General features: G+C 39.2%; 24 protein-coding genes. 6 read left to right on the top strand and 18 right to left on the bottom strand.

Annotation, left to right across the window (positions count from 1 at the left end; genetic code table 11):
• Positions 1-27: 27 nt before the first annotated feature.
• From RM541_RS14795 to RM541_RS14870, 16 genes are all read right to left on the bottom strand, one after another.
• On the bottom strand, positions 28-312 hold the full coding sequence (locus RM541_RS14795; protein ID WP_311500907.1) for a hypothetical protein: 285 nt from the start codon (positions 310-312) through the stop codon (positions 28-30).
• Between the two features lie 21 nt (positions 313-333).
• Entirely contained in the window at positions 334-1128 is a 795-nt protein-coding gene (locus RM541_RS14800; RefSeq protein WP_311500908.1) for a TIGR04290 family methyltransferase, read from the bottom strand.
• An 11-nt stretch (positions 1129-1139) separates the two neighbouring features.
• Positions 1140-2213, bottom strand: a complete 1074-nt coding sequence (locus RM541_RS14805; protein ID WP_311500909.1) for a CgeB family protein — start codon at positions 2211-2213, stop codon at positions 1140-1142.
• A gap of 15 nt (positions 2214-2228) precedes the next feature.
• The gene (locus RM541_RS14810) at positions 2229-3335 is read right to left on the bottom strand and encodes a CgeB family protein (protein WP_311500910.1); all 1107 of its coding nucleotides are present in this window, start codon (positions 3333-3335) and stop codon (positions 2229-2231) included.
• Positions 3325-4452, bottom strand: a complete 1128-nt coding sequence (locus tag RM541_RS14815) for a CgeB family protein (protein WP_311500911.1) — start codon at positions 4450-4452, stop codon at positions 3325-3327. The genes RM541_RS14810 and RM541_RS14815 overlap by 11 nt, the downstream gene beginning before the upstream one ends.
• Positions 4449-5582, bottom strand: a complete 1134-nt coding sequence (locus RM541_RS14820; RefSeq protein ID WP_311500912.1) for a glycosyltransferase — start codon at positions 5580-5582, stop codon at positions 4449-4451. The genes RM541_RS14815 and RM541_RS14820 overlap by 4 nt, the downstream gene beginning before the upstream one ends.
• Positions 5560-6582 (bottom strand): Gfo/Idh/MocA family protein, encoded by a 1023-nt coding sequence (locus RM541_RS14825; protein ID WP_311500913.1) that lies wholly within the window; start codon positions 6580-6582, stop codon positions 5560-5562. The genes RM541_RS14820 and RM541_RS14825 overlap by 23 nt, the downstream gene beginning before the upstream one ends.
• A 30-nt stretch (positions 6583-6612) precedes the next feature.
• On the bottom strand, positions 6613-7629 hold the full coding sequence (locus RM541_RS14830; protein WP_311500914.1) for an MDR/zinc-dependent alcohol dehydrogenase-like family protein: 1017 nt from the start codon (positions 7627-7629) through the stop codon (positions 6613-6615).
• Positions 7626-9653, bottom strand: coding sequence for a GDP-mannose 4,6-dehydratase (locus tag RM541_RS14835; RefSeq protein WP_311500915.1), 2028 nt, complete (start codon positions 9651-9653; stop codon positions 7626-7628). Before RM541_RS14835 ends, RM541_RS14830 begins: the two co-directional genes overlap by 4 nt.
• Before the next feature lie 9 nt (positions 9654-9662).
• The gene (locus RM541_RS14840; protein ID WP_311500916.1) at positions 9663-10775 is read right to left on the bottom strand and encodes an SDR family NAD(P)-dependent oxidoreductase; all 1113 of its coding nucleotides are present in this window, start codon (positions 10773-10775) and stop codon (positions 9663-9665) included.
• Positions 10776-10794: 19 nt separating this feature from the next.
• On the bottom strand, positions 10795-11502 hold the full coding sequence (locus RM541_RS14845) for an SDR family oxidoreductase (RefSeq protein WP_311500917.1): 708 nt from the start codon (positions 11500-11502) through the stop codon (positions 10795-10797).
• Between the two features lie 378 nt (positions 11503-11880).
• Positions 11881-12057, bottom strand: coding sequence for a hypothetical protein (locus RM541_RS14850; protein WP_311500918.1), 177 nt, complete (start codon positions 12055-12057; stop codon positions 11881-11883).
• Positions 12041-12901: an MBL fold metallo-hydrolase gene (locus tag RM541_RS14855; protein ID WP_311500919.1), complete on the bottom strand. Its 861-nt coding sequence runs from the start codon at positions 12899-12901 to the stop codon at positions 12041-12043. Before RM541_RS14855 ends, RM541_RS14850 begins: the two co-directional genes overlap by 17 nt.
• Positions 12902-12911: 10 nt before the next feature.
• Complete coding sequence (locus tag RM541_RS14860) at positions 12912-14414, bottom strand: FAD-dependent oxidoreductase (RefSeq protein WP_311500920.1); 1503 nt, start codon at positions 14412-14414, stop codon at positions 12912-12914.
• A 97-nt stretch (positions 14415-14511) separates the two neighbouring features.
• Positions 14512-15018 carry a hypothetical protein gene (locus RM541_RS14865; RefSeq protein WP_311500921.1) on the bottom strand — a complete coding sequence of 169 codons (507 nt, stop codon included), beginning with the start codon at positions 15016-15018 and terminating at the stop codon, positions 14512-14514.
• A 357-nt stretch (positions 15019-15375) separates the two neighbouring features.
• Positions 15376-15858: a YciE/YciF ferroxidase family protein gene (locus RM541_RS14870; protein WP_311500922.1), complete on the bottom strand. Its 483-nt coding sequence runs from the start codon at positions 15856-15858 to the stop codon at positions 15376-15378.
• A 266-nt stretch (positions 15859-16124) separates the two neighbouring features.
• Between RM541_RS14870 and RM541_RS14875 the strand changes: the two genes are divergently transcribed.
• Together RM541_RS14875 and RM541_RS14880 are read left to right on the top strand one after the other, a co-directional pair.
• Positions 16125-17342, top strand: coding sequence for an exonuclease SbcCD subunit D C-terminal domain-containing protein (locus RM541_RS14875; protein WP_311500923.1), 1218 nt, complete (start codon positions 16125-16127; stop codon positions 17340-17342).
• A gap of 2 nt (positions 17343-17344) precedes the next feature.
• Positions 17345-20371: an AAA family ATPase gene (locus tag RM541_RS14880; RefSeq protein ID WP_311500924.1), complete on the top strand. Its 3027-nt coding sequence runs from the start codon at positions 17345-17347 to the stop codon at positions 20369-20371.
• A gap of 316 nt (positions 20372-20687) precedes the next feature.
• On the opposite strand, the gene trhA is transcribed toward RM541_RS14880, so the two are convergent.
• Both trhA and serA read right to left on the bottom strand, forming a co-directional pair.
• Positions 20688-21338, bottom strand: a complete 651-nt coding sequence (gene trhA, locus RM541_RS14885; RefSeq protein WP_311493229.1) for a PAQR family membrane homeostasis protein TrhA — start codon at positions 21336-21338, stop codon at positions 20688-20690.
• An 83-nt stretch (positions 21339-21421) separates the two neighbouring features.
• The gene (gene serA / locus RM541_RS14890) at positions 21422-23314 is read right to left on the bottom strand and encodes a phosphoglycerate dehydrogenase (protein WP_311500925.1); all 1893 of its coding nucleotides are present in this window, start codon (positions 23312-23314) and stop codon (positions 21422-21424) included.
• Positions 23315-23530: 216 nt separating this feature from the next.
• Between serA and RM541_RS14895 the strand changes: the two genes are divergently transcribed.
• The 4 genes from RM541_RS14895 (at position 23531) to RM541_RS14910 (ending at position 26660) form a co-directional block, all read left to right on the top strand.
• Positions 23531-24343: an SDR family NAD(P)-dependent oxidoreductase gene (locus tag RM541_RS14895; protein WP_311500926.1), complete on the top strand. Its 813-nt coding sequence runs from the start codon at positions 23531-23533 to the stop codon at positions 24341-24343.
• On the top strand, positions 24343-25317 hold the full coding sequence (locus RM541_RS14900; protein ID WP_311500927.1) for an NAD-dependent epimerase/dehydratase family protein: 975 nt from the start codon (positions 24343-24345) through the stop codon (positions 25315-25317). Before RM541_RS14895 ends, RM541_RS14900 begins: the two co-directional genes overlap by 1 nt.
• A 92-nt stretch (positions 25318-25409) precedes the next feature.
• Positions 25410-26474, top strand: coding sequence for an SGNH/GDSL hydrolase family protein (locus RM541_RS14905; RefSeq protein ID WP_311500928.1), 1065 nt, complete (start codon positions 25410-25412; stop codon positions 26472-26474).
• 21 nt (positions 26475-26495) lie between these two features.
• Positions 26496-26660, top strand: a complete 165-nt coding sequence (locus RM541_RS14910; RefSeq protein WP_311500929.1) for a hypothetical protein — start codon at positions 26496-26498, stop codon at positions 26658-26660.
• Positions 26661-26977: the final 317 nt, after the last annotated feature.

Here is a 26977-nt window from a genome sequence, read left to right on the forward strand (position 1 = left end):
AATACTCAAACCGATAATTGACGTTTTCTAGTCCTTGTTCACAAATTTGTTAAAACGACTTTCACTACCATCTTTCGTTTTTTCCTGGTATAAGAATTCCAAATCGTTTTCATCAAAAATAGTGAAAAATTTATCCCAGGAAATTTCTTCCAGGCTTTCTTCTGCTCCTCCGGGAAAATCAATTCTCAGGAGTCCGCCGCCTTTACCAGTGTCTCCCGTTCCTTTGACTACAGCAGGTTTTCCATCCCGCTCTTCAGCCCATTTTTGAATCGTTTTGTGATCTTTTGTTGTTTTTGAATCTTGAGTTGCCATAATTTCTAAATTTTAAATTAATTACTTCTTCGTTTTCTTCTCCACTTCTTTCTTCCAGTCTTTGCCCACTGCAGAAAGATATTCTGAATAATTCCAGGTTTCAAGGCTGGATTTCAGTTCTTCGTCTTTTTCAGCAATATATGTTTCATCTTCAGGCATTCCGGTGACTTTGAAGCCACAACTTTTAAGTATGGAAATAATTCCCTGATGGTTTGGCGCCCACCAATTGGTAGGATCACCCGCCAGTTTGTTCTCGATAAATGCCATTTTTGGCCATGCATCAGATTTCATGATTTCCCTTTTATGAAATTCCACATCTTCCGGAATTCCCATTTCTTCTTTCCCCGGAAGGGAAAGTGTCTGAAAAACCATCATCCTGGTTGTTTTTTGGGACAAAATATCCATTGCCAGAAGCGGATATCTTAAATGATAAAAGACTCCCATGAACCAAACCAGGTCAAACTTTTCTTCAGAATGGGCAAAATCATAAACTTGCATTTGCTTAAAAGTTATCTGATCTTCTAAACCAAATTGTTTTGCAGTCCATCTCGCCTGTTTTAAATAATGTTCATCGAGATCTATTCCGGTAACCTCAGCACCTCTTTTTGCCAATTCTATGGAATAAAAGCCCGCGTTGCAGCCAATGTCCAGCACTTTCCAACCGGTCAAATCCTGCGGAACAGCATCTTTTATATTCTTCCACTTAAACGCCGGAAAATCACCTAAAAAATGATCTGTGGCGGTCTGGTTTCCATCAGGAAGATGAATATTATGGAACCAGGGTTCCAGTTGTTTTATTTCGGTTTCGGTTGACATTTTACTACGATTTAAATTTTTGAAGTTTCAAGAGCCTCTATTACATAAGTCTCCAGTTCTTTAGCGCGCGCTTTAGCGGTGTGATGTTTCAGTACTTTTTGCCTGGCGTTCTCTCCAATTTGCCTTCTCTCCTCCTCTCCTATAGATTTGAAACATTGTTTCACATCTGCGGCACTACCTGCTATCAGGATTTCCTTATTTATTTCGAAAATACTATCTATTCCATTCCAGAAATCAGAAATAATCGGAACACCACATGCAGCAGCTTCGAATAACCTCACGCTCGGGGAATAACCCGCCCGTATCATGTCTTCCCGGGTAACATTCAGCGTATATTTTTGAGAATTATAAAATTCGCGATGCTGTGCCGGCGGCAAGTGATCTATCCGCTCTACATTTTGTGACCATTCACAATCTTCAGGGTAATTTGGACCTGCTACCACAAAATTTTTCTGCGGATACTCGGCTGCAGGTTGATTCAGTAATTTACTTACTGTTGGTTGTCTATCAGGACTGTACGTTCCCAGGTATCCCATTTGCCATTTCTTATCCAGGTCTTCAGGATAATATAAATCGGGATCTACAGAGCAGTACAACGCTTTTGCATTGGGTGATCCATAATGATTTTCCAGATGGTGAAGAATAGAGCCTCCCGAAAATGATAAATACATATCGTATTTGCTGATAATTTCCGGATCCAGATACTCGTAATCCTTCCGCTCCAGTTTCGCCAGTGTTACCGGCGTATCTATATCATAAAAGGCTGTCAATCCCTTTGCGGTGTCTATTGCCCAATTCCCGACCTCAACACCCTGCTGGACGTAAGAACCGACAATCACAACATCTGCATTAGCAACAGCATCTTGGTAGTCCTCTTTTAACTCATCGTTGGTTTTATATAAACCAAGCTCACAAAATTCCGGATTGGGCAAATCCCTGTTATTTGCATAATATGGTACATCTTTTTCCAAAAAAAGAATGTCGTGGCCGAGAGCTTTGAGTTCCTTTAGCAGCGCTCTAAAGGTCGTGGCATGGCCATTACCCCAGGAAGAAGTTACCGATAATCCTATAATTACAAATTTCATATCCAGTTTATTGATTTAATCCACAGATTTTGCTTCTCCGTATAGCTTTCTTGAGATCACCGACTCCAACAGCTCGGCGCGATGCTCGTAGGTGTGCTTTTCAAGGACTTTTTTATAAGCTGCTTCGCCTATTTTCTTAGCCCTTTCTGGAGTTAATTCTGAAATTACTTTTTTCACTTCTTCTCCGCTTTTCACGACAATTATTTCTTCATCGGGTTCAAAGAAAGTGGCAATTCCCTTCCAGTAATCGGTGATAATACAGGCTCCTGCTCCGGCAGCCTCAAAAACCCGGGTTGCCGGTGAGAATCCGTACTTCGCCATACTATCCCTGCTTATATTTAAAACCGCCATAGGCGTACAGTTGAATGCATTGTGATCTTTTGTATAAATGTGCCCCAAATAATCAACATTATCGGGCATCTTCTTATCTCCCCAGCCGCTACCTCCAATCAGAAATTTATGATCTGGAAGCTCTTTTGCTGGTTTTAAGAAGAATTCTTCCACACGCTTTTCCCTGTCTGGTAAGCGATTACCAAGAAAAGCCAGGCTTCCCTCAAATTTTTCTTCAGGATCTACAGGATAATGCGTGTCGGTATCCAGCGCGTTATAAATCGGGATACATTTTTTTGCACCATTCTTTTCATAAGCGTCAATAACCGGTTGCCCGCCGCCATAAGTGAGTACAAAATCGTACTGCGGAATGAGTTCTCTAAAAGGATCATTTTCGTCCTTTTCAATTCTGTCTAACGTAGCCGGAGCATCAACGTCCCAGAAAATGATAAGGTTATTCTCGCTTTTCATTTTTGCCACTTCGGCCTCCAGAAAATCGTCAAAAGCACCCACTCCGCTCGCTTTGATGATCACATCTGACTCTTCCTGAGCCTTCCGGAGTAATCCTCTTAAGCTGATTTTATCCTTTTCATAAACAATTACATTGCACCAGTCGGGATCATCGATATCCCTGTGTTGCTGGCGCTCAAAAATATCGGGCTCATAAAAAGTTACTTCATGCCCCATTGTATGTAGGGCTTTTACAATTCCGCGGTAATATGTGGCCGCGCCGTTCCAGTAGGCAGAGACGATACTGGATCCAAAAAATGCTATCTTAAGTTTATTTTCCATTGTTGATCTTCATTTCATCCGCTAAAGGCGATTCAATTTCATCAATTATTTGTTCGAGTTCGTCCACTCTGTGCGCACAGGTATGCTTTTCCAGAATAGTTTCCCGTCCATTTTCTGAAAGACTTTTTGCAAGTTGAGCACTCTTTAAAACTTCAGCTATCCTGTAACTCATCGTATTTCCATCTTTGGCCATGAGATAATCTTCACCCGGTGTAAAAAGGTTTTCTGCATCTTCCCAGGGCGAGCAGATAAGTGGAATTCCGCAGGAAAGTGCTTCGAACGGCCTGATGGTCGGTATTCCCGGCAACATCTCCACATATGGCCTTCTGGGAACATGTACAGTAACTTTATACTTTGAAAAGACTTCCGGTACTTTATAATTTGGAAGCCAGCCCCCATACTCAATTCCTGCGTCTTTTAGTGCCTGCTTAGCTTTTTCAGGATATCTTACGCCATACACCTTCGCCTTTATACCCAGTTCTTTTATAGGTTCTATCAGGAATTCCATTAATTCCTCGGTACGTTCATTATCACCCCAGTTTCCAATCCATACCAAATCACCTTCTTTCTCCTCATTACGATTGGGTTTGAAAAGATCTGCATCTGCAGCTTCATGCCAGGTCCAGACTTGGTTTACCCATTTCTTCTCCTGATAAATTTTCCTAATTACTTCTCCAAAAACCAGAGCTCCATCATAATTACTGAAGTCGTATTTTTCCATGCTTTCTTCATCAGAAACTGCACGGTGATGTGTATCGTGAAACAGTAATTTATATCCGTACTCTTTCTTTTTCTTCCCTATTTCGGCAACCAGTTCAGGACTGTTCCACTCGTGAACAATTACCACATCTGCACCACTTAAAATGTTCTGATAGTTCAGCTTTTTCTGCGGATTATAAAACTGTGGATTTAAAGTGGGATAATATTTCCTGAATTCGTCCAGTTTTTCTGCTCCATGGTCTTTTATGAGGTTATTTAAGCTCCATCCGCCTTCCGGCTCATATACATCCACTTCATGCCCCCTCTTTTTGAGTTCCTTTACGATTCCTCGCAGGAAGTGAGCATTTCCATGGTTCCAGTCGGAGTACAACGAATGATAAAACATCACAAAATTCATAAGCTTGGGATTAATTGGTTAATATCAGTTTTTCTGGATACGATAAGTCGTTTATACAAAGCGGCATATTCTGAACCCATTTTTTGAAGATTGTAAGCTTCAGACTGAGATTGGGCTTTTTTAGCCATTACTTCCCGGTATTCTTTATCTTCTATTAACTGAAGGATTTCTTTCTCTGTATCCTCAGGATTTTCAGGGTCAAAAAATGAAGCGGCTGAAGACCAGAGTTCTTTAAGAGTTTCAATATTGCTAAGAGCGAGTGCACAACCGGCTTTAGCTGCTTCCAGAATAGCCAATCCAAAAGGTTCATATTTCGTAGGACTTGCAAAAATCGCAGCTCTTTGCATCATATTCCAGGCTTCTTCAGAAGATAATTCTCCCAGGAACCGGACATTTTCAATTTCTACTTCTTTACCCGTATTTGGATTTACATTATTCCCGGCAATATACACGGGCCACGGTAAGTTTTTTGCAATTCGGGATAGTAGGCTTAGGTTTTTAGCTTCGTCCCAGATCCTTCCCATACAAAGGATAAAATTTTCTTTTTCTACTTCTTCTGAAAATTCTAATTCCCTCCCGTTATAGATAACATCTGTAGGCGACTTCACGTTATGAACCCGCACCGCTTTCTCCAGAATTGCTTTTGTAGGACTCACTACAATATCTGAAGTATTCAATGAATCCTTTACCAATGCTGTATATCTACTCCAGGCAGAAGGTGCTGAAGTACCTTTTACAGCCTGCCACCAGGTTTGCACGCAGGAGTGGTAAACGGTAACAATTGGGCAGGACCAAAAATTTTCTATGTGCGCATAATTGTTAAAATGAACAACATCGGGATGTATTGTCTGATAAATGGAAGCGATCCACTTATGCGCCTTCTCCAGGTCTTCCCAAGGATCCTGCATCCATTCTAACTTGTAATCACTTTTATACAGGACGATATTTGCCATTTTTGATGCCTCTCTTTCCTGCTCTGCTGTGGGCCACGCACCCATTGCCGCCAGGTGAACCTCAATATTATGCTCATTTAACGCTTTGCATAATTCCAGCGAATAGGTCCACACGCCGCCAACCGTATCTGTCGTCATTAATATTTTCATCCTGTTATCTTCCATATATACGGTCAATTATTCTACTTGTTTTTATAAATTCTTCCGCCGGTTCTTTATCGAATCCTTTTCCTTCAGAAAGTGCATTTGCCCAAACCACTCCGGCACGGCCACTCCAGTCGTCGGGAGGGGTTATGAGCGTTTCTGTTTGTGTTCCTGTATATTTTTCAGCTTTAAAATCGTAAAAAGAACCATTTACATTTTTAAAAGCAGCTCCACCTTTGGTTCCATAAAAACGGGCTTCAATTATTGCTTCTTTTCCTGCGGAAAGGTTCCAGGAACATTGCAGATTTATGGTGGTATCTTTTTCTGAAGTCATCGCAACGCTTGCAAAATCTTCTACATCTTTATTGAAAGAAGTCAGCTTTTTTCCGTGCTTATAAAGGTTACTTTTCACCTCATTTATTTCCGGAAAATTGAGCGTCCATAAAGCGAGGTCAATTAAATGAATTCCAAGATCCATAACACAACCCCCGCCAGATTTATTGATATCGTAAAACCATTCTTTGTCGGGTCCGTAGGCATTATGAAAAACAAGATCGGCTGCATAAATTTCACCAATTTCGCCATTCTGAATTAGATCGTAAACCGCCTTAAATGCTTTTGTGTACCTGTAAGACAAATCTACCGCCAGAAGTTTATTTGTTTTTTCAGCCGCTTTCACCACTTCTGAAACTTCAGTAGCAGTGCGACCCAACGGCTTCTGACAAAAAACTGATTTTCCAGCTTCTAAAGCTTCAATGGATTGCTGCGCATGCATTGCACTGGGAGTAGCGATTACGATCCCGTCTAAATCATCATTTTCATAAAGCTCTGAAGGTGAATTGGCAATTATCGCATTTGTTGCACTTTTCAGCGCTTCGTCAGCATTATCTTTTGATGGTTCTGCTATGACCAGCGCTTCGGCATTGGAATTTTTTAGAAGAACTTCCATTCTATTCCTGCCAATCCAGCCTACGCCAATAAAGCCAAGAGCGAGTGTTTTATTAAAATTTTCAGTTGGTAGTGTTGTAATCATTCTAATATCTATGGTTGATTAAATTGTCCTTTACTGCCGGTTTAATACGAGCGCTTTAATAAACCCGTCTGGTCTTTCCTTTAAATTATTAAAGGCGTTTTCCATTTCATCGAGTGAAAATGTATGTGTAAAAAGAGGAAAAGGATCCATTTCTTTCTTCTGAATAGCAACAACTGCGGCTTTTATTCCGTCTACATATTTTTGAGGATCACGTTCATGTGCACTTATCATGTCTATCCCGCGCCAGTTCAGCATTTGCACATTTAAACTGCGCATACCATCCTGGTGAAAACCTGCGACGATGAGCTTTCCTCTTTCGCCGGTGAGTTCTATAGAAAGGTTTAGTGGCCATTCTTTTCCTGTCGCTTCCACTACACGTTCACAGAAATCACCACCTGTTATTTCCTTAACCTGTTCAATAATTTTATAGTGATCATCCATCTTGACGGTTTCATCTGCCCCGGCTTCTACAGCCGCATCAAGCGAAAATTGCCTTCTGGAGATCGCGATAACTTTTGCTCCTTTGGATTTTGCCAATTGTATTAAAAGCAATCCCAGGAAACCGCATCCAACAATTGCTACAGTCTGTCCACGCTGGATATCAGTCCTGGAAAAGATATTCATTGCACAACCTAAAGGCTCTCCGGGAAAAGGTTTATCATCAAGGAAGTCCGGTAATTTTACCAGGTTTTCCGGTTTGGCAATATCATAAGTAGCGTAAGCATTATAGGTTAACCCTGTAACCCTTTCTCCTACCGCAAATCCTTTCACGTCCTCTCCCACGGCGTCTATAATCCCCCAGCCTTCATGGCCCGGATTTCCTTTTTCCACCGGATAATCGAACCAGTCACGACCTTCCCACACAGGAATATTTGAGGCGCATACTCCGCTTCCCTGCAATTTTATCCGTACTTCTTCTTTTCCCGGTTCAGGTATTTCAGATTCTGTGGCGACCACTTTCCCCGGACTTTCAATTACGGCAGATTTATAAACTTCTTCCTCGTTAGGAAGTGACGGTATTTCCTGTAGTGTTCTGGTCATTCTCATAGCGCCATTGCTTTAGCTGATGATCTTGGATTATCTTTTAATTGAATATTTCTGGTTTTGCATAGCCATTGGAGTAATTCTTCCATTCCTTCATCTACAGAATGCTTTGGCGACCAACCCGTGGCCTGCTGGAATTTAGAGGTATCAGACACATAATAAAGCTGATCCCCTGTTCTCCAGTCTTCAAAAGAAATATCCATTTCTTTTCCTGCTTTATTCTTAATGATATCAAGAATTTCAATAAGGCTCACCGTATTTTTAGGTCCTCCTCCAATGTTGTAAACTTCTCCCGAAATCTTCTCTATGTTTTCCCTGGCAAGTAAGAAAGCATCCACCAGGTCTTCTACAAACAAGATATCACGTACCTGTTTCCCATTTCCATAAATTACTACAGGATTATCTTCCAGAGCACTAATTAAAAAGTGAGCTACCCAACCCTGATCCTCAGTACCAAACTGATGTGGACCGTAAATACAACTCATTCTAAAAACTGCAGTTTTCAACCCATAAGAACGAGAATAATCCAGGATATATTGATCTGCACCACCTTTGGAACAACCATATGGACTATGGAAATCCAATGCTCTTTCTTCACTTATTCCGTTTTCTCTAATAGTTTCATCTGAAGGATAATGCCTGCTGTCATTCGATTTCATTTCCACATCATCCAAATTTCCATAAACCTTATTTGTGGAGGTAAAAAGAAGCGGCGGCTGATGCTCTGATTTCCGAATAGCTTCAAGAAGATTAAATGTTCCCTGCAAATTGACCTGGAAATCCATTAATGGATTTGTAAGCGAAGTGGTAACGGCGACCTGGGACGAAAAATGGTAGACTTCTTTTGCTTTTTTTACACTTTCCTCCAATATTCCTTTTTCCTGAATATCCGCAATTTGAATGATAAGTTTATCACCATACTCCTTCTGAAGCCACTGCAGGTTCTTTTCTACGCCATCTCTAAAAAGACTGTCATAAATCATTACTCTTTTTCCTTCACTTAACAACCGGCTGGCGAGATTTGTTCCCACAAAACCTGCTCCTCCTGTTATAAGACTGTACTGCTCCTCTTCCTGAACCACATACTGTTTCTGAATATATGAATGATCTTTAATGTTCTTTAGTCCTTCATTTTCCAGAAGTTTATACAGCAACTTTTTTGTACCATCTGTCTTTCTTAGTCCGAAAAAGTACTCTCTTTCATCCAGATGGAAACCGCCCACAGTTGGATTCTTCGGATGCAAATCATTTAAGCTGTACCAATAAACTCTATCGGCAGAAGTACTAATTGCATTTTTAAATTCTTCGTACTGCTTTACCTCATCATTTTGCCAGGTAGAAAAACCTGCTTCAGAAATCCAGAGTTCCTTTTCAAGATCAAATCTTTTAAGCACCCGCTTAACCTGCTTAATATTTTCTTCCCAACCTTCCCATTGCTGGTCGAAAACATGCGGAAATCCATGAATACCAATAGCATCAATATTTTCCAAAGTTCCATTTTCTGCCATCATATGCAGCCAGTTTGGATCGATAGGACTCATCCCGCCGAGTAATGTCTTCTTACCTTTTTCTTTGGCCCAATAAGAAGCCATGTCGATCATTTTAGAAAACTTGTGCCAGGAATAATCCATTGTGAAATCATATTCCACTTTGTTATTAGGTTCATTCCACAGCTCTACCCACTCAAAATATTGACCATACTTACTAATCATTAAGTCCAGAAAATCTGCATAAGACTTCAAATATTTTGGAGGGGAAGAAGTTTTCGCAGTTTCTCCTATAGAAGGCGGAGTATATAAAAAACATGGAAGAATTTCTACCTGTTTACTAAGTGTAGCAAAAAGCCAATCGTACCATTCTTCTGTCCCTTCCACGTACCAGTCTGCCCAGGAAATTCCTGTTCTTATGTGAGTAATTCCTAAATTCTGAAGATCCTTTATTGTTCTTTCCACCTCCTCATACTCTCCCGGCCTAAACCATTCAAGAATACCTATAACAGGAGTATTGTTTTTATTTTCCTTTTGCATAGCGTCGGTTTATACTGTTAATCCTCTGGAAGAAAGTTCGTTACTTGCCTTGCTCACATTATCTGTGGCAATCTGGTCTTTTAGCCATTCTGCAAGTTCAAAAAGACCATCTTCAAATTTCACCTGAGGTTCAAAACCTAAAATCTTTTTAGTTTTATCTGTATTGGCAAAGCAGTGGCGAATATCCCCAATCCTGTACTTTCCGGTAACTTCAGGAGAAATATCTTTTCCCATTACTGTTGCAAGTTTATCAGCAATATGGGTAATGGTATACTGGTTACCACTACCAATATTCAAAACTTCACCATCTGCTTCAGGCTTTTCCATTGCCAAACGACAAGCCCTTGCGACATCTTTAACATGAATAAAATCTCTTTTTTGCAAGCCATCTTCAAAAATCATTGGTGCATTATCATTCAACAACCTGGAAGCAAAAATGGCAAGTACTCCGGTATATGGGTTTGATAAGGCCTGTCTTGTTCCGTAAACATTAAAGAACCGTAATGCAGTAGTTGGAATGTTATATGCTTTTCCAGTTATAAGACTCAATCGCTCCTGATCGTATTTTGATAATGCATAAACTGAAGCCAGATTTGGCTTTTTATCTTCAGGAGTGGCAATTGGCGTTAATTCCTCTCCATCTTTGTACATTTCCCAGCGATCCTCTTTTAAGTCTGAAAGTTCTCTTTCACACTCCATTACCAGATTATCACCAGAATCTTTATACAAACCTTCACCGTAAATACTCATACTGGAAGCCACGACAAGTTTTTCTACGGGATTATTTGTAAGTGCTTCAAGCAGTGTGGCAGTTCCAAGATTATTAACTTCGGTATAATCCCTTATCTCATACATACTTTGTCCCACTCCCACCATTGCCGCGAGATGGAAAACGGCATGAACGCCCTCAAGTGCATTTTCTACTGCTTCTTTATCCCTAACATCTCCTACCAGAAGTTCTACCTTAGAGTTCAGATAAGAAGGTTTTTTCCTTTCCTTTCCATGAACCTGTTCAGATAGATTATCCAACACTCTCACCTCATAACCCTGGTTCAATAATTCATCTGCCAGGTGAGAGCCAATAAATCCTGCACCTCCGGTAATTAATATTCTTTTACTCATTTAAGCTGTTTTTGGTTGATTAGAAATTTTGTTTTAAAGGCCTGGTAACTATTTTGTTAATGCTTCTATTATTTTTTCTGCTAATCGCATAAAAAACATCTTCAGCTATATCTTCTGGTGTTATGTATCCCATGTCGAGACCTTCAACACTTGTATGCCCGGAAATCTGATTCTCGAAAAAGTTTGTATCTGTTATTCCGGGGCTTATTACTGTTACATTTATATGCGGAAGAGTTTCCAGCCGCAAGGTTTCAGCAATAACTTCAAGAGCAGTTTTTGTGGCACTGTAGATTCCTCCTGAAGGATGTGGCTGGTTAGCCGAAACTGAAGAAATAAAAACAACATTGCCTTCGCCTTTTTCCAACATTGCAGGAACAAATGCTCTAATGCAGCGTAAGGCACCCATGAGATTAGTGTCCATCACTTTTTGCCATTTTTCAGGATCCCCTTCTGTTAAAGATTCCTGGATGCCAATTCCTGCATTGATTACCAGAACATCAGGATTTCCAATCTTTTTTGTAGTCCAGCTAAAAAGATGATCTATATCTGAGGACCTGGTAACATCTGTATTACAGAAAAATATGTTCTCATCCTGTAATTCAATATTTTCTATATCGGCTATAACAGTTTTATAATTTTCTAAAGAAAACTTTTTGGAAATGGCACGTCCTATTCCTTTAGCCCCACCGGTTATTAAAGCTTTTCTTGAAATATTTCCAGTTTGCATTCACAATTTTTTCTAATTACTGAGCTACGCCCGATCAAATTTTGAGTTGCAAAAAGTGTTTTACAAACTCTGGACTGATGGCAAATAAACTGAGTCTGAAGTACCCTGTTTTATTAACCTTCTATGACAACCAAATTTATAGCAGATGATTACTAAATACTCCTAAAGACGGCATAAACATTTCTTAATATAAGTAACTGTTATAGAAATGGTATTGAGAGGGAATATTCAGAATAGACGGTAGATGCAGCAGCTATAACATGCTTTTTGCTTGTTAAATAGCTGTTAATACGTTCTGTTTTTAAATAGAAATATGGATCGATAAGCTAAAAAACGGCTGCCATGCAGCCGTTCCATTCTGTGTACAGCAAATGCTGCCTATGGTGTTAGCACCACTTTAATACATCCGTCTTTTTTCTTTAAACGTATTATAAGCTTCTGAATCTTCATCCAGTCATCTATACAGCAATCCGGTCCTTTTCCATTGGTCATTTCCATTAGCTTGGATAATAAATATCCTTTTTCTTCCGTAGGCCGGTTAGGCTTTGTCCTCATTCCGTACCCACTTCCCATGATCCGGAACTGCGACTTCATCAAAGTTATTGCTAAGCTTTTCCAGCCCTTCCCTCAGTTCTTCTCCTTCTACCGCCTCACCATGCCCGGTAACGGCAACTTCAGGTTTCAGGGCTTCAAGCTTTTGAACAGATTCACGACTATGCTCCCAATTAGTGGTGAGATATACCGGTGGCCCATTTATTTCTGTTTTCTGAACAAGTACCTTGTAAAAAGAATCCTGCTTAACAGTAACAAAAGCATCGGCTGCAATTAAGGTCCTGTCGCTTTCCCTGAAAAGTGCTACCTGGCCCGGAGCATGCCCCGGGACGTGAATCCACATCCAATCCGGTAACTCAGGCACCTCTCCATCTTCAGGCAATTCCTTTAGAGCACATTTAATATTTATTGGCTCATGCGGATAAACTGAAGAAATTTTTGCCAGTAATCCGCCTTCTACAGAAGTATCGGGTTCGGGATATTTTTTCTCTCCAGTTAAAAACAATGTTTCTAAAGGATGGGCAAAAACCGGACAATTCCACTCATTTATTAAGTGCACTATTCCGCCGACATGGTCAAAATGGCCATGAGTCAGGATAATAGCTGCAGGTTTATTACCTTTCCCAAATCGTTTTTCCGCTACTTTTTGTATTTCAGGACCAGATTTTGGCATTCCTGCATCTATCAGGATCCAGTCTTTGCTACCCGGTTTTCCAATCATTATTACATTTACAACCTGATTAGTATAGTAGTAAACATCACTTCTAACTTCACTTCCCTTTCCACTTCTAAAAGAAGTCATAGGAATAAATTTGTTATCATCACTCTGCTTCATATCCTCCTTCATATTTTGTTGCTTATTCTATAATTTTTTTCGGCAGTGCATTATAAGCGGGACCTTCTATAACCTCTCCAGAGGTGTCAAATCTGCTACCGTGGCAGGGGCAATCCCAGCTCTCTTCTACGTTGTTCCAATGAACCATGCAGGCCATATGCGTGCATAATGCCGAAACAATTTTATATTCTCCGTTCGGTTCTCTGTAGACAGCTACTTTCTCTCCGTTCCTTGTAATTATAGCAGCCTCACCTGGTGGAATTTCCATCAAATCCTTATCATCTCCTTTAAAGCTAAGATCCTTTAAGAACTCTCCTGCAACGTTCACATTTTCCTTTACGAATTTTTTAGCAGATTTAGTGGGTTGGTGTCGTGCAGCCTCATATAAATCCTCGAAACGATTAAATTTATCTTCAATTTTATCTGCAATTATATTCGCCGAAAGTGCTCCGTAGATAAGTCCGTCTGTAGAAAAACCTGTAGCTATAAACTCCCTGGAGTTTTTGGTTTTTCTACCTATAAATGGTAAGAGATCTGCAGGCTTATAATTTTGTCCACCCCAGGTATGGGTAATCTGCCCCACAATAAACTGCTCCTGTATAAAGGCAACAAGATCCTCTACATGCTTTTGGTTGTTTTCTGCCTGGCCCACCTTGTGCGGACTTCCAACAGCAATTAAATAATTTTCATCACCGCGACTGTAGGACCTTATAGAATATTTCTGTTCATTATAATATCCCCAAAATATCCCCTGCGGATAAGATGTCGATTCAAGTTTTGCCGCAACTCCATATTCTCTGTAGGATCCTAACGTGGTATGGTACTGCAACTCCAGTCCTTTTGGAGTATGGGTAGCGTGTACTGCATATTTTGCGGCAACAATTGCTTCAGATGTGTTTACCAACACCCTGTCTTTTTGCTCCTCTACAGAACGTACTGCGGTATTTTCGTAAATCGAACATTTTTCCTTATCAAGAGATGCTGCCAGTCCCAAAACATACAATAACGGATTAAATTGCGCCTGATGATCAAACCTAATTCCGTTGTCCTGTTCAAACGGAAAATCTTCTGAAAGCTCTGTAAATGCTAAATTAATTTCTTTCGCAGCTTTGATCTCCTCAAGGATTTTCATGTTATTGACATCTTCATATAAAAAAAGAGGTTGTCTGCTAAAGTCACAGTCAATACCAAATTTCTCCACATTCTCCTCAATTTTTTCCAATGCAGCTTTTCTGGATTCGATAACCCTAATCACCACATCCTTATCATACTTCGATTTTAAAGAGGATAAAAGTTCATCAATAATAATATAAAGGTTTCCTGTACTATGCCCGGTGGTGCCATGACCCACACTCCTTGCTTCCAGAACAGCTACTGTATAGCCTCTTTCCGTTAACGCCTGCGCAGTAGTAATACCGGTAATCCCTCCGCCAATTATCGCCACATCAACAGCAATATCTTTATTGAGCTTTGGATACTTTTCAGGATCTGTAGCAAAAGAACTCCATAACGATTTTTTTAACATGTAATATTCTTTTTTTGATTAGAAATACAATGACCTGTGCCAAAAAATGAAACAGGCCAGTAATTATTTTTATTTTTGTAACAGACTTGAATTTAGTCTATATTTTGGTATCAAATTCAATTGGAGAAGGCTCAAGTGCTCCTTCAATATCTTCGTAAACTCTTATTCCCATGCACTTAATTTCCCTTAGCCACAATTTTGTTTTGTTCCTCTGAAACGTTAGAACCTCCCTTAAACCACTTTCACTTATTTGCGAAAGAGCATAATTGTATAATAGTATGTTTCTTTTCTCTCTTCTGTAGCACTCTTTAATAAGACCATGCCTTTCATACCGGGAAGTTTTAAGTAAAGGAATGGTTTTTTCTACTGAAGGGGCTTTTGAAAAAACAGGTATGGAATCTTGTGGTAATTCCTTTTCTGTTCTTTCAATTTCCTGCTGAAGTTTAGCAGCAAAATTTCCCTTCTGATTGGAAAGGTTCAAAAAAAATGATTTTATCAACAATCTATCTGCATGTTGTGTGATTTGCTGATAATCTTTCTGATGAGCAAGATTCTTGTACTTCAGGGATCTTAGAATTCTTAAAGTTTTTTCGCGGGAGTTCATGACTTTTATTTAAAGGTGGGTTTGTGATTTAAATGTAGGGGAAATGCATTCTTCAGTAGTTCAAGTTAATAACGAAATGGTTTGAATTAGTTTGATTTAACTTTTTTAACCTCATCAAAACGGCACCCTTTATTTTGGCACAAGCTTTTTTCTGAAACGAAATGGCCCAAAGCATTAAATACTTAGTGGGTTTAAGCATTATCAATGAAGAAAATCGGCTTTTCATTCCCCTTTATCAAAAAGTTAATTTTTGTTAAATTATCATCTGAAAAATAATCCATGTAAAATATTTTACGTCGTGAATTGAAAAAAAACGCCTGCTTTCACAGGCGTTTTAATCAGTTAGAGAATGGGATATTATTTTGCCTCTTTATTAAGACGTCCTTCTGCCAGTTTATTTAGCTTTTCATCAGCTCCATATTCCTCGTCAAGGGTTTTCTTTAATTTTTTTGCAATATCATCATGGCCCAATTCTTTGGCATACCTCACAGCTGTACCATATCCTGAAATCTCATAATGTTCCACCCGTTGTGCTTCGGCTACTAATCCCGCATCTTTTACATCTTCCTCTGCATCTTCCTTAATAAACTCTTCAGCTTCTTTTATAAGTCCTTTCATAGCTTTACATTCTTCACCGGTAGGCTTAATCCCAAGCTCATCACAAATTTCTTTTATGCGTGTCTGATGTTCTTTGGTTTCTTCCAAATGGCTTTCAAAAGCTTTCTTTAATTTAGAATCTTTGGCAGTTTTCGCCATTTTTGGCAAAGCTTTAATTAATTGACTTTCTGCACTATACAGGTCTTTTAATTGGTGTTCAAATAAATCTTTCAAATTTTTCATAATTATATATTTAATTATTGCTTACAGAGTAAAATTAGCTATGATTAAGTCCCGTATCAGTTAAATGCTTAATAATACTTTGTTGTATTTGTATTAAATTAAATTTGTACTAGAAATTTCTTCGGAAGAAAAAGTGCTGCAGTTAATTTCCTTTCTTTTATAACAGCGAAATTCCGCCGAAGAATCAAGTTCATTTCTTTACAGAATAACATATAAATAATATCTTTCAACTTCTGAATTTCCCCTGGAATTAAGCTGAAAATTATATGAAAATCCTTCATACTGCCGACTGGCATATTGGTAAGAAACTCCATAAACATGAACTTTTCACAGACTTTGAACTTTTCGTAGAATGGCTGACCAATTGCATTGAAGAAAATAAAGTTGATGTCCTGTTGGTTTCCGGTGACGTTTTTGATCTCGCCAATCCTTCTTCTGAAGCACGTAAACAATATTATAAAGCCTTATTGCAACTGCGGAAACTCGACTGCAAAATTATCCTTACCGGCGGCAACCACGATTCCCCGGCGATGCTGGATGCACCAAAGGAAATCCTGAAGGAGCTGGATATGCACGTAATTGGTGGTTTGCCAGAAAAACTTGAAGATTTAACTATTCCTGTTTCCGGGAAAAACGGTAAAACAGAACTGGTAATCGCTGCCCTGCCCTACTTGCGTGATTCTGATTTACGTAGTGCCAACGACGGCTATTCTTATGATGATCGGTTGGAAGCTATCCGGAAAGGAATTCAGCGGACTTTCAACCAGGTTGCCGATATTTGCCAAAAAATATACCCGGCTGTTCCGGCGCTTTCCATGGGACATTTGTTTGCTGCAGGTTCAGAAACTTCAGAAAGCGAAAGGGATATCCAGATTGGGAATCAGGCGGCTTTTAATGCGCTTCAGTTTGGGGAATATTTCAGCTATATTGCTTTGGGTCATATTCATAAACCGCAAAAAGTTTCAGCCGCTGTGCCAATTTATTACAGCGGTTCGCCTCTTCAGCTTTCCTTCAGTGAAAGAAAAGATGATAAACGCGTGTTGCTAATAGATTCTGAAAAAAGCTGGCTTCCGGAGAATATTCCTGTTCCGTCTTTCCGAAAATTGCTGAAAATTAGCGGCAGCATTGAAGAGTTACAACTAAAACTTGGCGCACTTGAAAAACATAATCACCTGGATTCTTTAATTGAAGTAGAACTGAAGGAAGAGCATTACGACGCTACAAAAATCTATTTACTCGACGAGTTGGTCACAAATTTCAAAACTTCGGGTTATGAAATTGTAAAACACAGGGCGAGCTTTAAAAATCAGTTGAAATCCGCGGGTGAACTTTACAAAAATTCTCAGCAGCTCGAAGATTTAAAGCCAAAAGAAGTTTTTTCCAAACTCGTGAATGAGCATCAATATGACGAAGAAACCAGAAACGAAATTCTTGCTGCGTTTGATGAACTTTTGGAAGAAATTGAAATTAGCGAAAACGATTAAAAATGAAGATCCTAAAAATAGAATTTCAGAATATAAATTCACTTAAAGGCGAACATAAAATTGACTTTACCGCTGCTCCTTTTACCGCCAGTTCGTTGTTCGCGATCACCGGCCCAACAGGTAGTGGAAAAAGTACCATTTTAGATGTCATTTCCCTCGCATTATTTAACCAGGTGCCAAGGTTGGGCAAGATCACCAAAAATGAAATTATCGCCAAAGGAGCAATTCTTACCCGCAATCAGAAGGAAGCTTTTGCGCGTGTTACTTACCACAGCAAAAGTGGGAAATTCAGCTCCCTCTGGAGTATTTCTACTGCAAGAACCGGTAATCTTCGGGAATATGATATGCAGCTAAGCAATGCGGAAACCGGAGAAATTATCGATCTTAAAAAATCTGAAGTTCCGGCAAAGAATGAAGATTTAATTGGTCTTAATTATAACCAATTTATAAAGTCAGTTTTGCTGGCGCAGGGCGAATTTGCACAGTTTCTAAAGGCAAAGAAAGAAGAACGTGGGGAATTACTGGAGAAAATTACCGGCACCGGAATTTACCGAAAACTGGGAATTAAAGCATTTGAAAAAAACCGTGCAGTAAACCAGGATATCCAGGAACAGCAGAATGAAATAAAAATTATTCAGCAGAAGTTGCTTGAGGAAGAAATCCTGAAAAACCATCAGGAACAGTTTCAGGAGAAAACGAGTGCCTGCGAAATATTTCAGAAGGAAATTGAGGTTTTAAATAAGGCATTAGAGCTAAAAAGCAATATTGAAAGTCAGAAAAAGGAAATTACAAAATTAGAATTTCAGAAAAGCGAAGCTTTAGAGAAGCTAAAAACCTTTGAAAAAGAACACGGTTTTCCTTTAAAGCAACATGAAAAAGTCCAGGATTTTTCTGATGATTTGAGGAGCTGGAATCAGCTTAAAAAAGAGATTCTCGATCTCCAGGAGGAAATTAAAAACATTAAAAAAAAGAAGCAGGAAAATTCAGAAAAAGCCGATGCTCTAAAAAGACAAATATCGACTTTTATTCATTCTGAAGTCAATGCTGAAGATCTTCCTGAAAAATTACAAGCATTTACCAGGAAAATTCAGACGCTACAGGAACAAAAGAAGGAGAAATTAAGTGCATATTCTTATCAGAAGTCTCAGTTTTTATCAGAATTAAGAGAAGTTCCGTTTCAGCTCAATGAAAAGGATCTTCCGGAAAGTTTACAGCAATTAAAAGAGCTAAAAATTGAAGCTGATCGAAAATCGGCAAATTTGAGTGCCGACCTTAAAACAATGGACCTTCAGAATCCTCAGGAAGAAAAGGAAAATATCCAAAAGCATTTAAAACTGGCCCGTGAAGCAACACGAGATTTCTTCAGCATAGAAAAAATTTCAGAAGAAATAGAAAAACTGACTGCAGAGAAAGAAGTCATTACTCCAAAGCTTGATACTCTTCCGGAAGAGATAGAGAAAGCAGAAAACACTTCAGAAAAGTATAAAAATCGGCTCGAAAATCTCAATTTAAAGAAGGAAAACCAGCTATTGCGGGCAAGCTTGGAAGAACACCGATTAAATTTAAAAAATGGAGAAGCCTGTCCGCTCTGTGGCGCTTTCGAACATCCTTATGCACAGAATTTACCCGAAAAAGATGATTCTCTGGACATGGAAATCGGTAAAATTCAGCAAGAATTGCAGGAATGGAACCGGACACTGAATACTGCGAGCCTTAATTTTAAAAATCTGCAGGAACGTTTGCAGGAGCTGGATAAAAATCTTCAAGAAGCAGAAAAAAAGGCTAGGCATCAAAAATTACAATTTTCGGAAAAGTATGTAATGCTTCCTAAAGCTGAAACCAGTACAGAATGGGAAAATAATTGCACCTCTTTTGAAAATCAGCTCCAACAGCTTGAGCAATACGAAAAATGGCAAAAAACGGCATTGGCAATTTCTGAAGGGATTCCTACCCTGGAAAAACTTCAGGAAATTTTGGAAGAAGGAAAAGAACTGAAGCAAAAACTGGACGAATTATATAAAGGAGACGATATTTTTCGAAACAGTCAGCAGTTTCAAAATCGCTGGATAAGTAACCAGGAAGAAAAGAAAGCTTTAGTTTCAAAATATGAGGAACTTGAGAAAACTTCCGAAGAAAAAGCGGCTGTAAAGTCAAAAACAGAAGAAAATCTTTCCGGAAAAAGCGCAGAACAAGGTTTTGCAGCTATTGAAGATGCTTTTAAAGCAGTAATGACAGATTCAGAATGTAATGCGTTGCGTTCTAAACGGGAAACGATTCAGAAGCAAATAGATAATTCTGTTGCCTCTCTAAAAATTCTGAATCAACAGCTGGAAACTTCAGAAAAACTGGATGTAGAGAAGGAAAAGTCGATTTTACTGGAGGAGCTGGAAGATCAAAAAGTAAAGTTTCAGAATATAAGTGACGAGTGCAAAGAAATTCACAGGATTATCAAAAATCATGATGAAAACCTGGAGCGCCTAAGAGAATTAAAGTCGGAAATTGCTGAAAAAGAAAAGCAGACCAAACGCTGGCGATTGCTGAATGAACTGATAGGTGATTCTAAAGGGAAAAATTTCAATGATTTCGCCCAGGATTTGAGTCTGAGTCAATTACTGCAGCTGGCCAACGTACGCCTTAAAGATCTCAGCGACCGTTACCACATCGATAAGCCGGAAGAAGAGGAAGACGACGGGCTCGTTGCTATTGACGAGCATATGGGCGGGCAGCGACGTTCGGTAAAGACACTTTCAGGAGGAGAAACTTTTATCCTGAGCCTTTCGATGGCTTTGGCGCTTTCTGACCTCGCTTCTAAAAATGTGGAAATAAACAGCCTGTTTATTGATGAAGGTTTTGGAACGCTCGATCCTGAAACGCTCGACCAAACACTCGATACTTTGGAAAAACTGCAGGCGGAATCTTCAAAAACGATCGGAATAATTAGTCATGTGGATTCGTTAAAAGAAAGGATTGCCACTCAAATCAAATTAACCCGAAACGGACAGGGATATAGTAGTTTGGAAGTGAATTAGTTGGTAGGCTGTAGACCATAGTCGATAGAAAAAAGATATTTTAAATTTTGAAATCTGAATTTTGAATGTTCTTTTTCCTTTTTCGCTCTTTAACTCTTCCCTTTCCGCACCTCGAATGCACGAATAATTCTCAAGAAAGTTTCCCGCAGATCCCGCAGATAAGCGCAGAAACCCCGCTATGCACTTTTGTAGCTCGCCTTCATACTTTTAACTTCGAATTCCCCCTTCACTCTTTTCCTCTTTGGCTATTTTTAATCTTTTCTCTCTGTTCTTTCTTCTTACTTCAGAATTTAAAATTCATCATTCAAAATTATTTTTATTCCGCGGGAAGTACATAATAGTAGATAGAAATAAAGTGGCAAAACGTTCCAAATAACACAAACATGTGAAATATTGCATGGTTAAATTTTATCCTGTCCAGGCTGAAAAGTACTGCACCAATAGTATATGAAATTCCGCCGGCGACGAGCCACATTAGTCCGTTAAAGCTAAGGTTTTCTACTAATGGTTTTACGGCAAAAACGATGATCCAGCCCATTACCACATACATAATTGTAGAAAGGGTCTGGTATTTTCCGGTGAAAAAAAACTTAAGTATAATTCCCGCCAAAGCCATTCCCCAAACCACACCAAAGATAATCCAGCCAGATGTTCCCTGTAAGGTAACCAGTGCAAAAGGCGTGTAAGTACCTGCAATAAGTACGTAAATGGCAGAGTGGTCGAGGATATTAAGTCTTACCCGTAGCCTGTGTTTTTTTGCGCTGTGATAGAGCGTGGAAGCTGCATACAAAAGCACCATACTTGCTCCAAAAATAAGGATACTTACCAAATGAACGGTTTCTCCGTAATCGTCGGCGCGCAGGATTAGAAGCACTAATCCAAAGATGCTTAATCCAAAACCGAAGGCATGGGAAATCACATTCAGTTTCTCCTCGAAAGGCGGATAAGTGTTCGGGTTCTGATCCACAGCAAAAAAAGTTTAAACGATCTTCAGAATAAATTTATCGCATATTCTGAAGATTGTCAACCTCTTTTGCTTAAAGATAACATTTAATAAAGCACCCTGAATTTAATTGTGCCTTCTATGCCTTTTAATTCCTTAATCACATCGGCATCGTAAGCCTTGTCAATATCTGTAATCACGTAACCCACAGTCTCGTTCGTCTTGAGATACTGCCCAACAATGTTAATGTCGTTTGCAGCAAGAATTTTATTGATATGCGCGATAATGCCCGGTTTATTGTGATGGATATGAATAAGCCTGTGTGCATTTTCAAGACTTGGCAACTGCAGGTTAGGAAAGTTTACAGAATTTGTTGTTCCACCGGTATTGATGTAATCGATGATTTTTCCCGGAACAAAATTTCCGATATTTTCCTGGGCTTCCTGTGTACTACCGCCAATATGCGGAGTCAGGATAACATTGGGCAAGCCGCAAAGTTCAGATTCGAACTTTTCGTTGTTCGTTTTTGGCTCCTTCGGAAATACATCTATTCCCGCTCCTTTAATTTTTCCGGAAGAAATATGCTTCTTAAGAGCTTTCACATCAACAACCTGCCCCCTACTCAAATTAAGAAGAATAGAACCTTCTTGCATTTGCTGAAATTGCTCTTCTCCTATAAGGTTTTGATTTGCTGCTCTTCCGTCTACATGAAGTGTCACAATTTCTGCAGTTTCCAAAAGTTCCTGAAGGCTGCTGCATTTAGTGGCATTTCCCAAAGCAAGTCTTTCTACAAGATCATAGTAATAAACATCAAAACCTATTGCCTCTGCCACAACAGAAAGTTGAGCTCCAATATTTCCGTAGCCAACAATTCCCAGCTTTTTACCACGAATTTCGTAGCTTCCGGAAGCGGATTTATTCCATTTTCCCTGGTGCATTTCAGCAATACGATCTGGAAGATTTCGCATAAGAAGGATAATCTCACCAATTGCCAACTCTACAACAGATCTCGTGTTACTGTAAGGAGCGTTAAAAACGGCAACTCCCTTTTTAAGACATTCCTCAAGGTCTATCTGGTTGGTCCCAATACAAAAAGCACCAACTGCAATAAGACGTTGTGCATTATCCAGCACCTTTTTGGTAAGTTGAGTTTTGGAACGGATTCCCAAAACAGAAACGTCCTTAATTTTTTCAGCTAATTCATCTTCATCCATTCCCCCGGCATACGTCGAGACATTGTAACCTTCTTTTTTCATAATGGCTACAGCATCTTCATGCACGTTTTCAAGAAGTAAAACTTTAATTCGGTTTTTAGGGTAAGAAATAGCTTTATTCATTTTATGTAGATATAAAAATTCATCAAGACTCGGGGTAATATGATCTGCCTTTGCAGTGACTTTTTCCCGCGAAACGTTTTCAGTAAATGCGTAAAATTTATTGGCAAGACCTGCCGCTTTTATTTCATAATCTGTGTATCCATCGCCAATCACATACACATCACCCTTAAGCTCCAGTGCCTTTAACTGCTCCACCTTACCGTTATTGGAAGAGAGCACATTGTCTTTATCAAAACCTATAATTTTACCCTCGTCATCAAATACAAAACTGTTGGCAAATACATTTTCCTCTTTTATCCCATATTGGGAAACGATAGGTACAATAAATTCCTTAAAACCATTCGAAAGAATAAAGATGTGATCTTTGTTTTCCTGGAAAAAATCTTCATTTCGTACAAAAGAAGAAGAAACTTTTCCTTTTAGGCTTTCAATAAGCGGTTCAAGATGGCTTTTCTCTGCCTGCAGTAATTCGAGACGTTTCTGGATAGATTCCCTCAGGGATAAACCTCCCTCCATTCCTCTGTCAGTTAACGATTTTAGATCAGCAAGGAGCTGCTCACGGTTTGGCTTTCCAGACAATGAAATTTCACCTAAAATATCCAGGGCTTCAACCTGGGTAAATGTACTGTCAAAATCTATTACGTAATTCCTATTGTTTTCCATGCAGAATACTCTCTTCAGGTTTTAATAATAAGCCCCAAAACTAAGATTTTTAGCGCATTTATAAGCACTTCAAAAAATTATATCTGAAGCTTTTATCGTTTTTACACAAATTAGAGAAAATCGTTAAATACATTTAAATTTAAATGCACTAATAAGGATATGAATTATGAAAAAGATAAGTTTTAAAGTAAATTTGTTGCTTTTAATAAACTAATAATGAATATAACCAGAAACGGAAAACCGGGACGTTTCGCGCTAATCACCGGTGCTAGCAGAGGCCTGGGAAAAGCCTTTGCATTTGATCTCGCTAAACGGCAAAGAAACGTAATCCTGGTAAGTTTACCTGGAGAAGGCCTGGAACAGGTGGCAGAAGAAGTCCGGAAAGCCGGCTGTGAAGCTCATTTTTACGAAACAGACCTTACTGTAAAACAAAATGTCCTGGACCTTACCGCATGGATAAATAACAATTTTCGCCTCGATATTCTTATTAACAATGCAGGATTTGGAGGTAACAAAAGATTTCTGGAAGCAGGTGCAGATTATATCGACAAGATGATTGAGCTAAATGTAAAAGCTACTTCCATAATCACCCACCAACTCCTTCCCAACCTGCTTAAAAGTAAAAAGTCTTATGTGCTGAATGTTTCCAGCATGGCAGCCATGAGCCCCATTGCTTATAAAACTGTTTATCCGGCTTCCAAGGCTTTTGTACACAGTTTTACCCGAAGCCTGCAAAGTGAATTTTCAGATAAAGGAGTGTTTTTCAGCGTACTTAATCCGGGACCCATAAAGACAAACGGAGATGTTTCTTCAAGAATCGACAAGCAAGGGATGCGGACTAAAATACTTGTTCTTCCGCCGGAAGAAATCGCCAGGCTTTCTATCGATCAACTTTTCAACGGAAAAAACGTGATAAAACTGAACTGGGCACACCGCTTTGGCTGGTTCTTACTACATGTCTTACCCGTATCGGTTAAAATGTCAATTTTGAGCAATAATGCACTGAAGGAAATAGAAAACGCCGATTAATGAAGCTGCTTATTACCGGAGCTAACGGCTTACTGGCAACCAATACTATAAAACATTTTCTTGAGCTTGGCCACAGTGTGAAAGGGCTTTTAAGAAACAAGCAAAAATTTGTATTGCCATCGCATCCCAATCTTGAACTTGTACAGGGCGATATTACAGATAAGTCGGCTGTAGAAAATGCTGTTAAAGATTGTGATGCTGTGATCCACATCGCTGCTCTCACTGCCCCGGATTTGCCAAATTACGATAGCTACTATAAAGTAAATGTCCTGGGAAGTGAAAATCTTGTCAAATCCGCTATAAATCATCAGCTTAAAAAGTTTATTTACGTAAGTTCGGCAAATGCCATGGGTTTTGGAACTTTAGAAAATCCGGGAACAGAAACCACCCCTTTAAAGCCCCCCTTTACTGAATCACTCTACGCAAAAAGTAAGCTGGAAGCCCAGGAGAAGTTGTTTTCTTATGCTGATAAGATTGATGTTGTTATGGTAAACCCTACTTTTATGCTGGGACCTCACGATGGCAAACCAAGTTCCGGAGAAATCATTCTCATGGGCTATGGTAAAAAATTTATTTTTTATCCTCCCGGCGGAAAGAATTTTGTGGATGTGCGGGATGCTGCCAGAGGAATAAGTGCTGCTTTGGAAAAAGGTGAAAACCGGGAAACCTATCTTCTCGCAGGGCAAAATTTGAGTTATAAGGAGTTTTTTCAGAAGTTGGTAGAGCGATCAGCAACCAAATCGGTCATGATAAAAGTACCCAGACAGTTACTTCTAATCGCTGGCTACGGCGGGGATTTTATAAGAAAGCTGGCTATAAAAACTTCAGTTTCATCTGCCAATATGAAGATCTTAAGTGTTAAAAATTATTATTCCGCTAAAAAAGCAGAGGAAAAACTAGGTGTTCATTTTCATCCAATTGATCAGGCAATTGATGATGCAATTGATTGGTTTCATGAGAATGGAAAATTATAATTTCCCCTTCCTTCAATAGCAATAAAAACGGAAATTTGATCTCGGATTTTTGAAGAAATCCTGTAGTTTAGTAGCTACATAATATTCTTCAAATGATTCAAAAAATTCTGCTGCTACTCCTGCTGGTTTGCATAAGCTGTAGCGAGACTTCAAAAAAATTTCAAACTTTCACTACTCAAAATAATGCTTACAAATATTCCGGAAGAACTGAGAAAATAAATGATACTGCAGTTGCGCTTATAAATTCCGGCGCTTCAGTAAAAATGCAGGTTTCAGGAGATAGCGTTCAGATTTTCCTTAGTGGGGAAAATCAACAGCCATTTTTTGCAAATATCGAGCTGAATGGAAATTACCTGGGGCGTTTTAGAACCGACGAAACTATTAAAATTGATTTGCCGGATTCTGTCAGGAAAAATTCCCTGAGCATTTATAAAGCTACAGAAGCTACTACCGGTACGCTCTATTTTCACGGAATTGCGGCAGAAGAAGTAAGTACTCCGGAAATTGAAAATCGCCCAAAAATCGAGTTTATTGGTAATTCCATTACTTGCGGAATGGGAGCCGATACAGAAGAATATCCTTGCGATACCGGGGAATGGTATTTTCAGCATAACGCGTATCTCGCATATGGCCCAAGGGTCGCCCGGGCTCTAAATGCAGATTTTGAATTATCCTGCGTTTCGGGATTGGGAATGTACCGCAACTGGAATGACGAAGATCAACCAGTAATGCCCGATGTTTATGAAAATCTTTACCTCAATAACGACAATGCTAAAAAAGCTAAATTTAAGGAAGCTCCCGAGGTGGTAAGTATTGCCCTGGGCACCAACGATCTTTCCCTGGGCGATGGTGAGAAAGAACGGGCAGATTTTAATCAGGGAAAATTCACCTCCAATTATATAAAGTTTGTAGAAATGATCTATAAAAAGTATCCGGAGGTGAAAATTGCCCTTTTAACCAGCCCTATGGTGAGCGGGGAAAACCATGAGCTGCTGCTGGAATCGCTTCAAAATGTAAAAGAAATTTTTCCTGAGAAGGAAATAAATATCTTTGAATTTGACGCTGTAACCCCAAATGGCTGCGACTATCATCCAGATATTGAGGACCATGAGCTGATGGCAGAACAACTTATTCCGTTTTTTAAAGAACTACTTTAAAACAATTTCTAATGAAATTAAATGCTGCATTTTCTCCTGCTTTTAATCCTGAGTAGTGCTCAAATTTTTGCAAATATCAGCCTTCCGCAAATATTTTCAGATAATATGGTATTACAACGAAATGCCGAGGTGAAAAGCTGGGGATGGGCCAAGCCGGGTGAAAAGATCAAGCTAAGTACTAGCTAGTGTGATGAACAGCTTAACACCAATTTGACAATTATCGACCCCTAAAAAAGAGCAAAGAGCGCTGCACTGCAGGAAATAATCGCCAGGAGTTTAATTTTCTGATCGGAAACTTTTAATGAGCATCAAAATTTGGCAATTATCGGCATTAGACCTCACAGGTCTTTTCTTTCCTTTAATAACAAGCTAAAGATCAGCCTTAAATTGGGCAATTTTCGACCTTCGGTGCTATACGATATAACCAGTCTTGTAATGGGCTTCGACAAGCTATTAGATTAGCAGAATAAATAATTCATTAAATTATATTGATTTTCTGAAGA

Origin of the sequence: Autumnicola psychrophila, from assembly GCF_031846645.1 — a bacterium.
Classification (GTDB): Bacteria; Bacteroidota; Bacteroidia; order Flavobacteriales; family Flavobacteriaceae; genus Autumnicola; species Autumnicola psychrophila.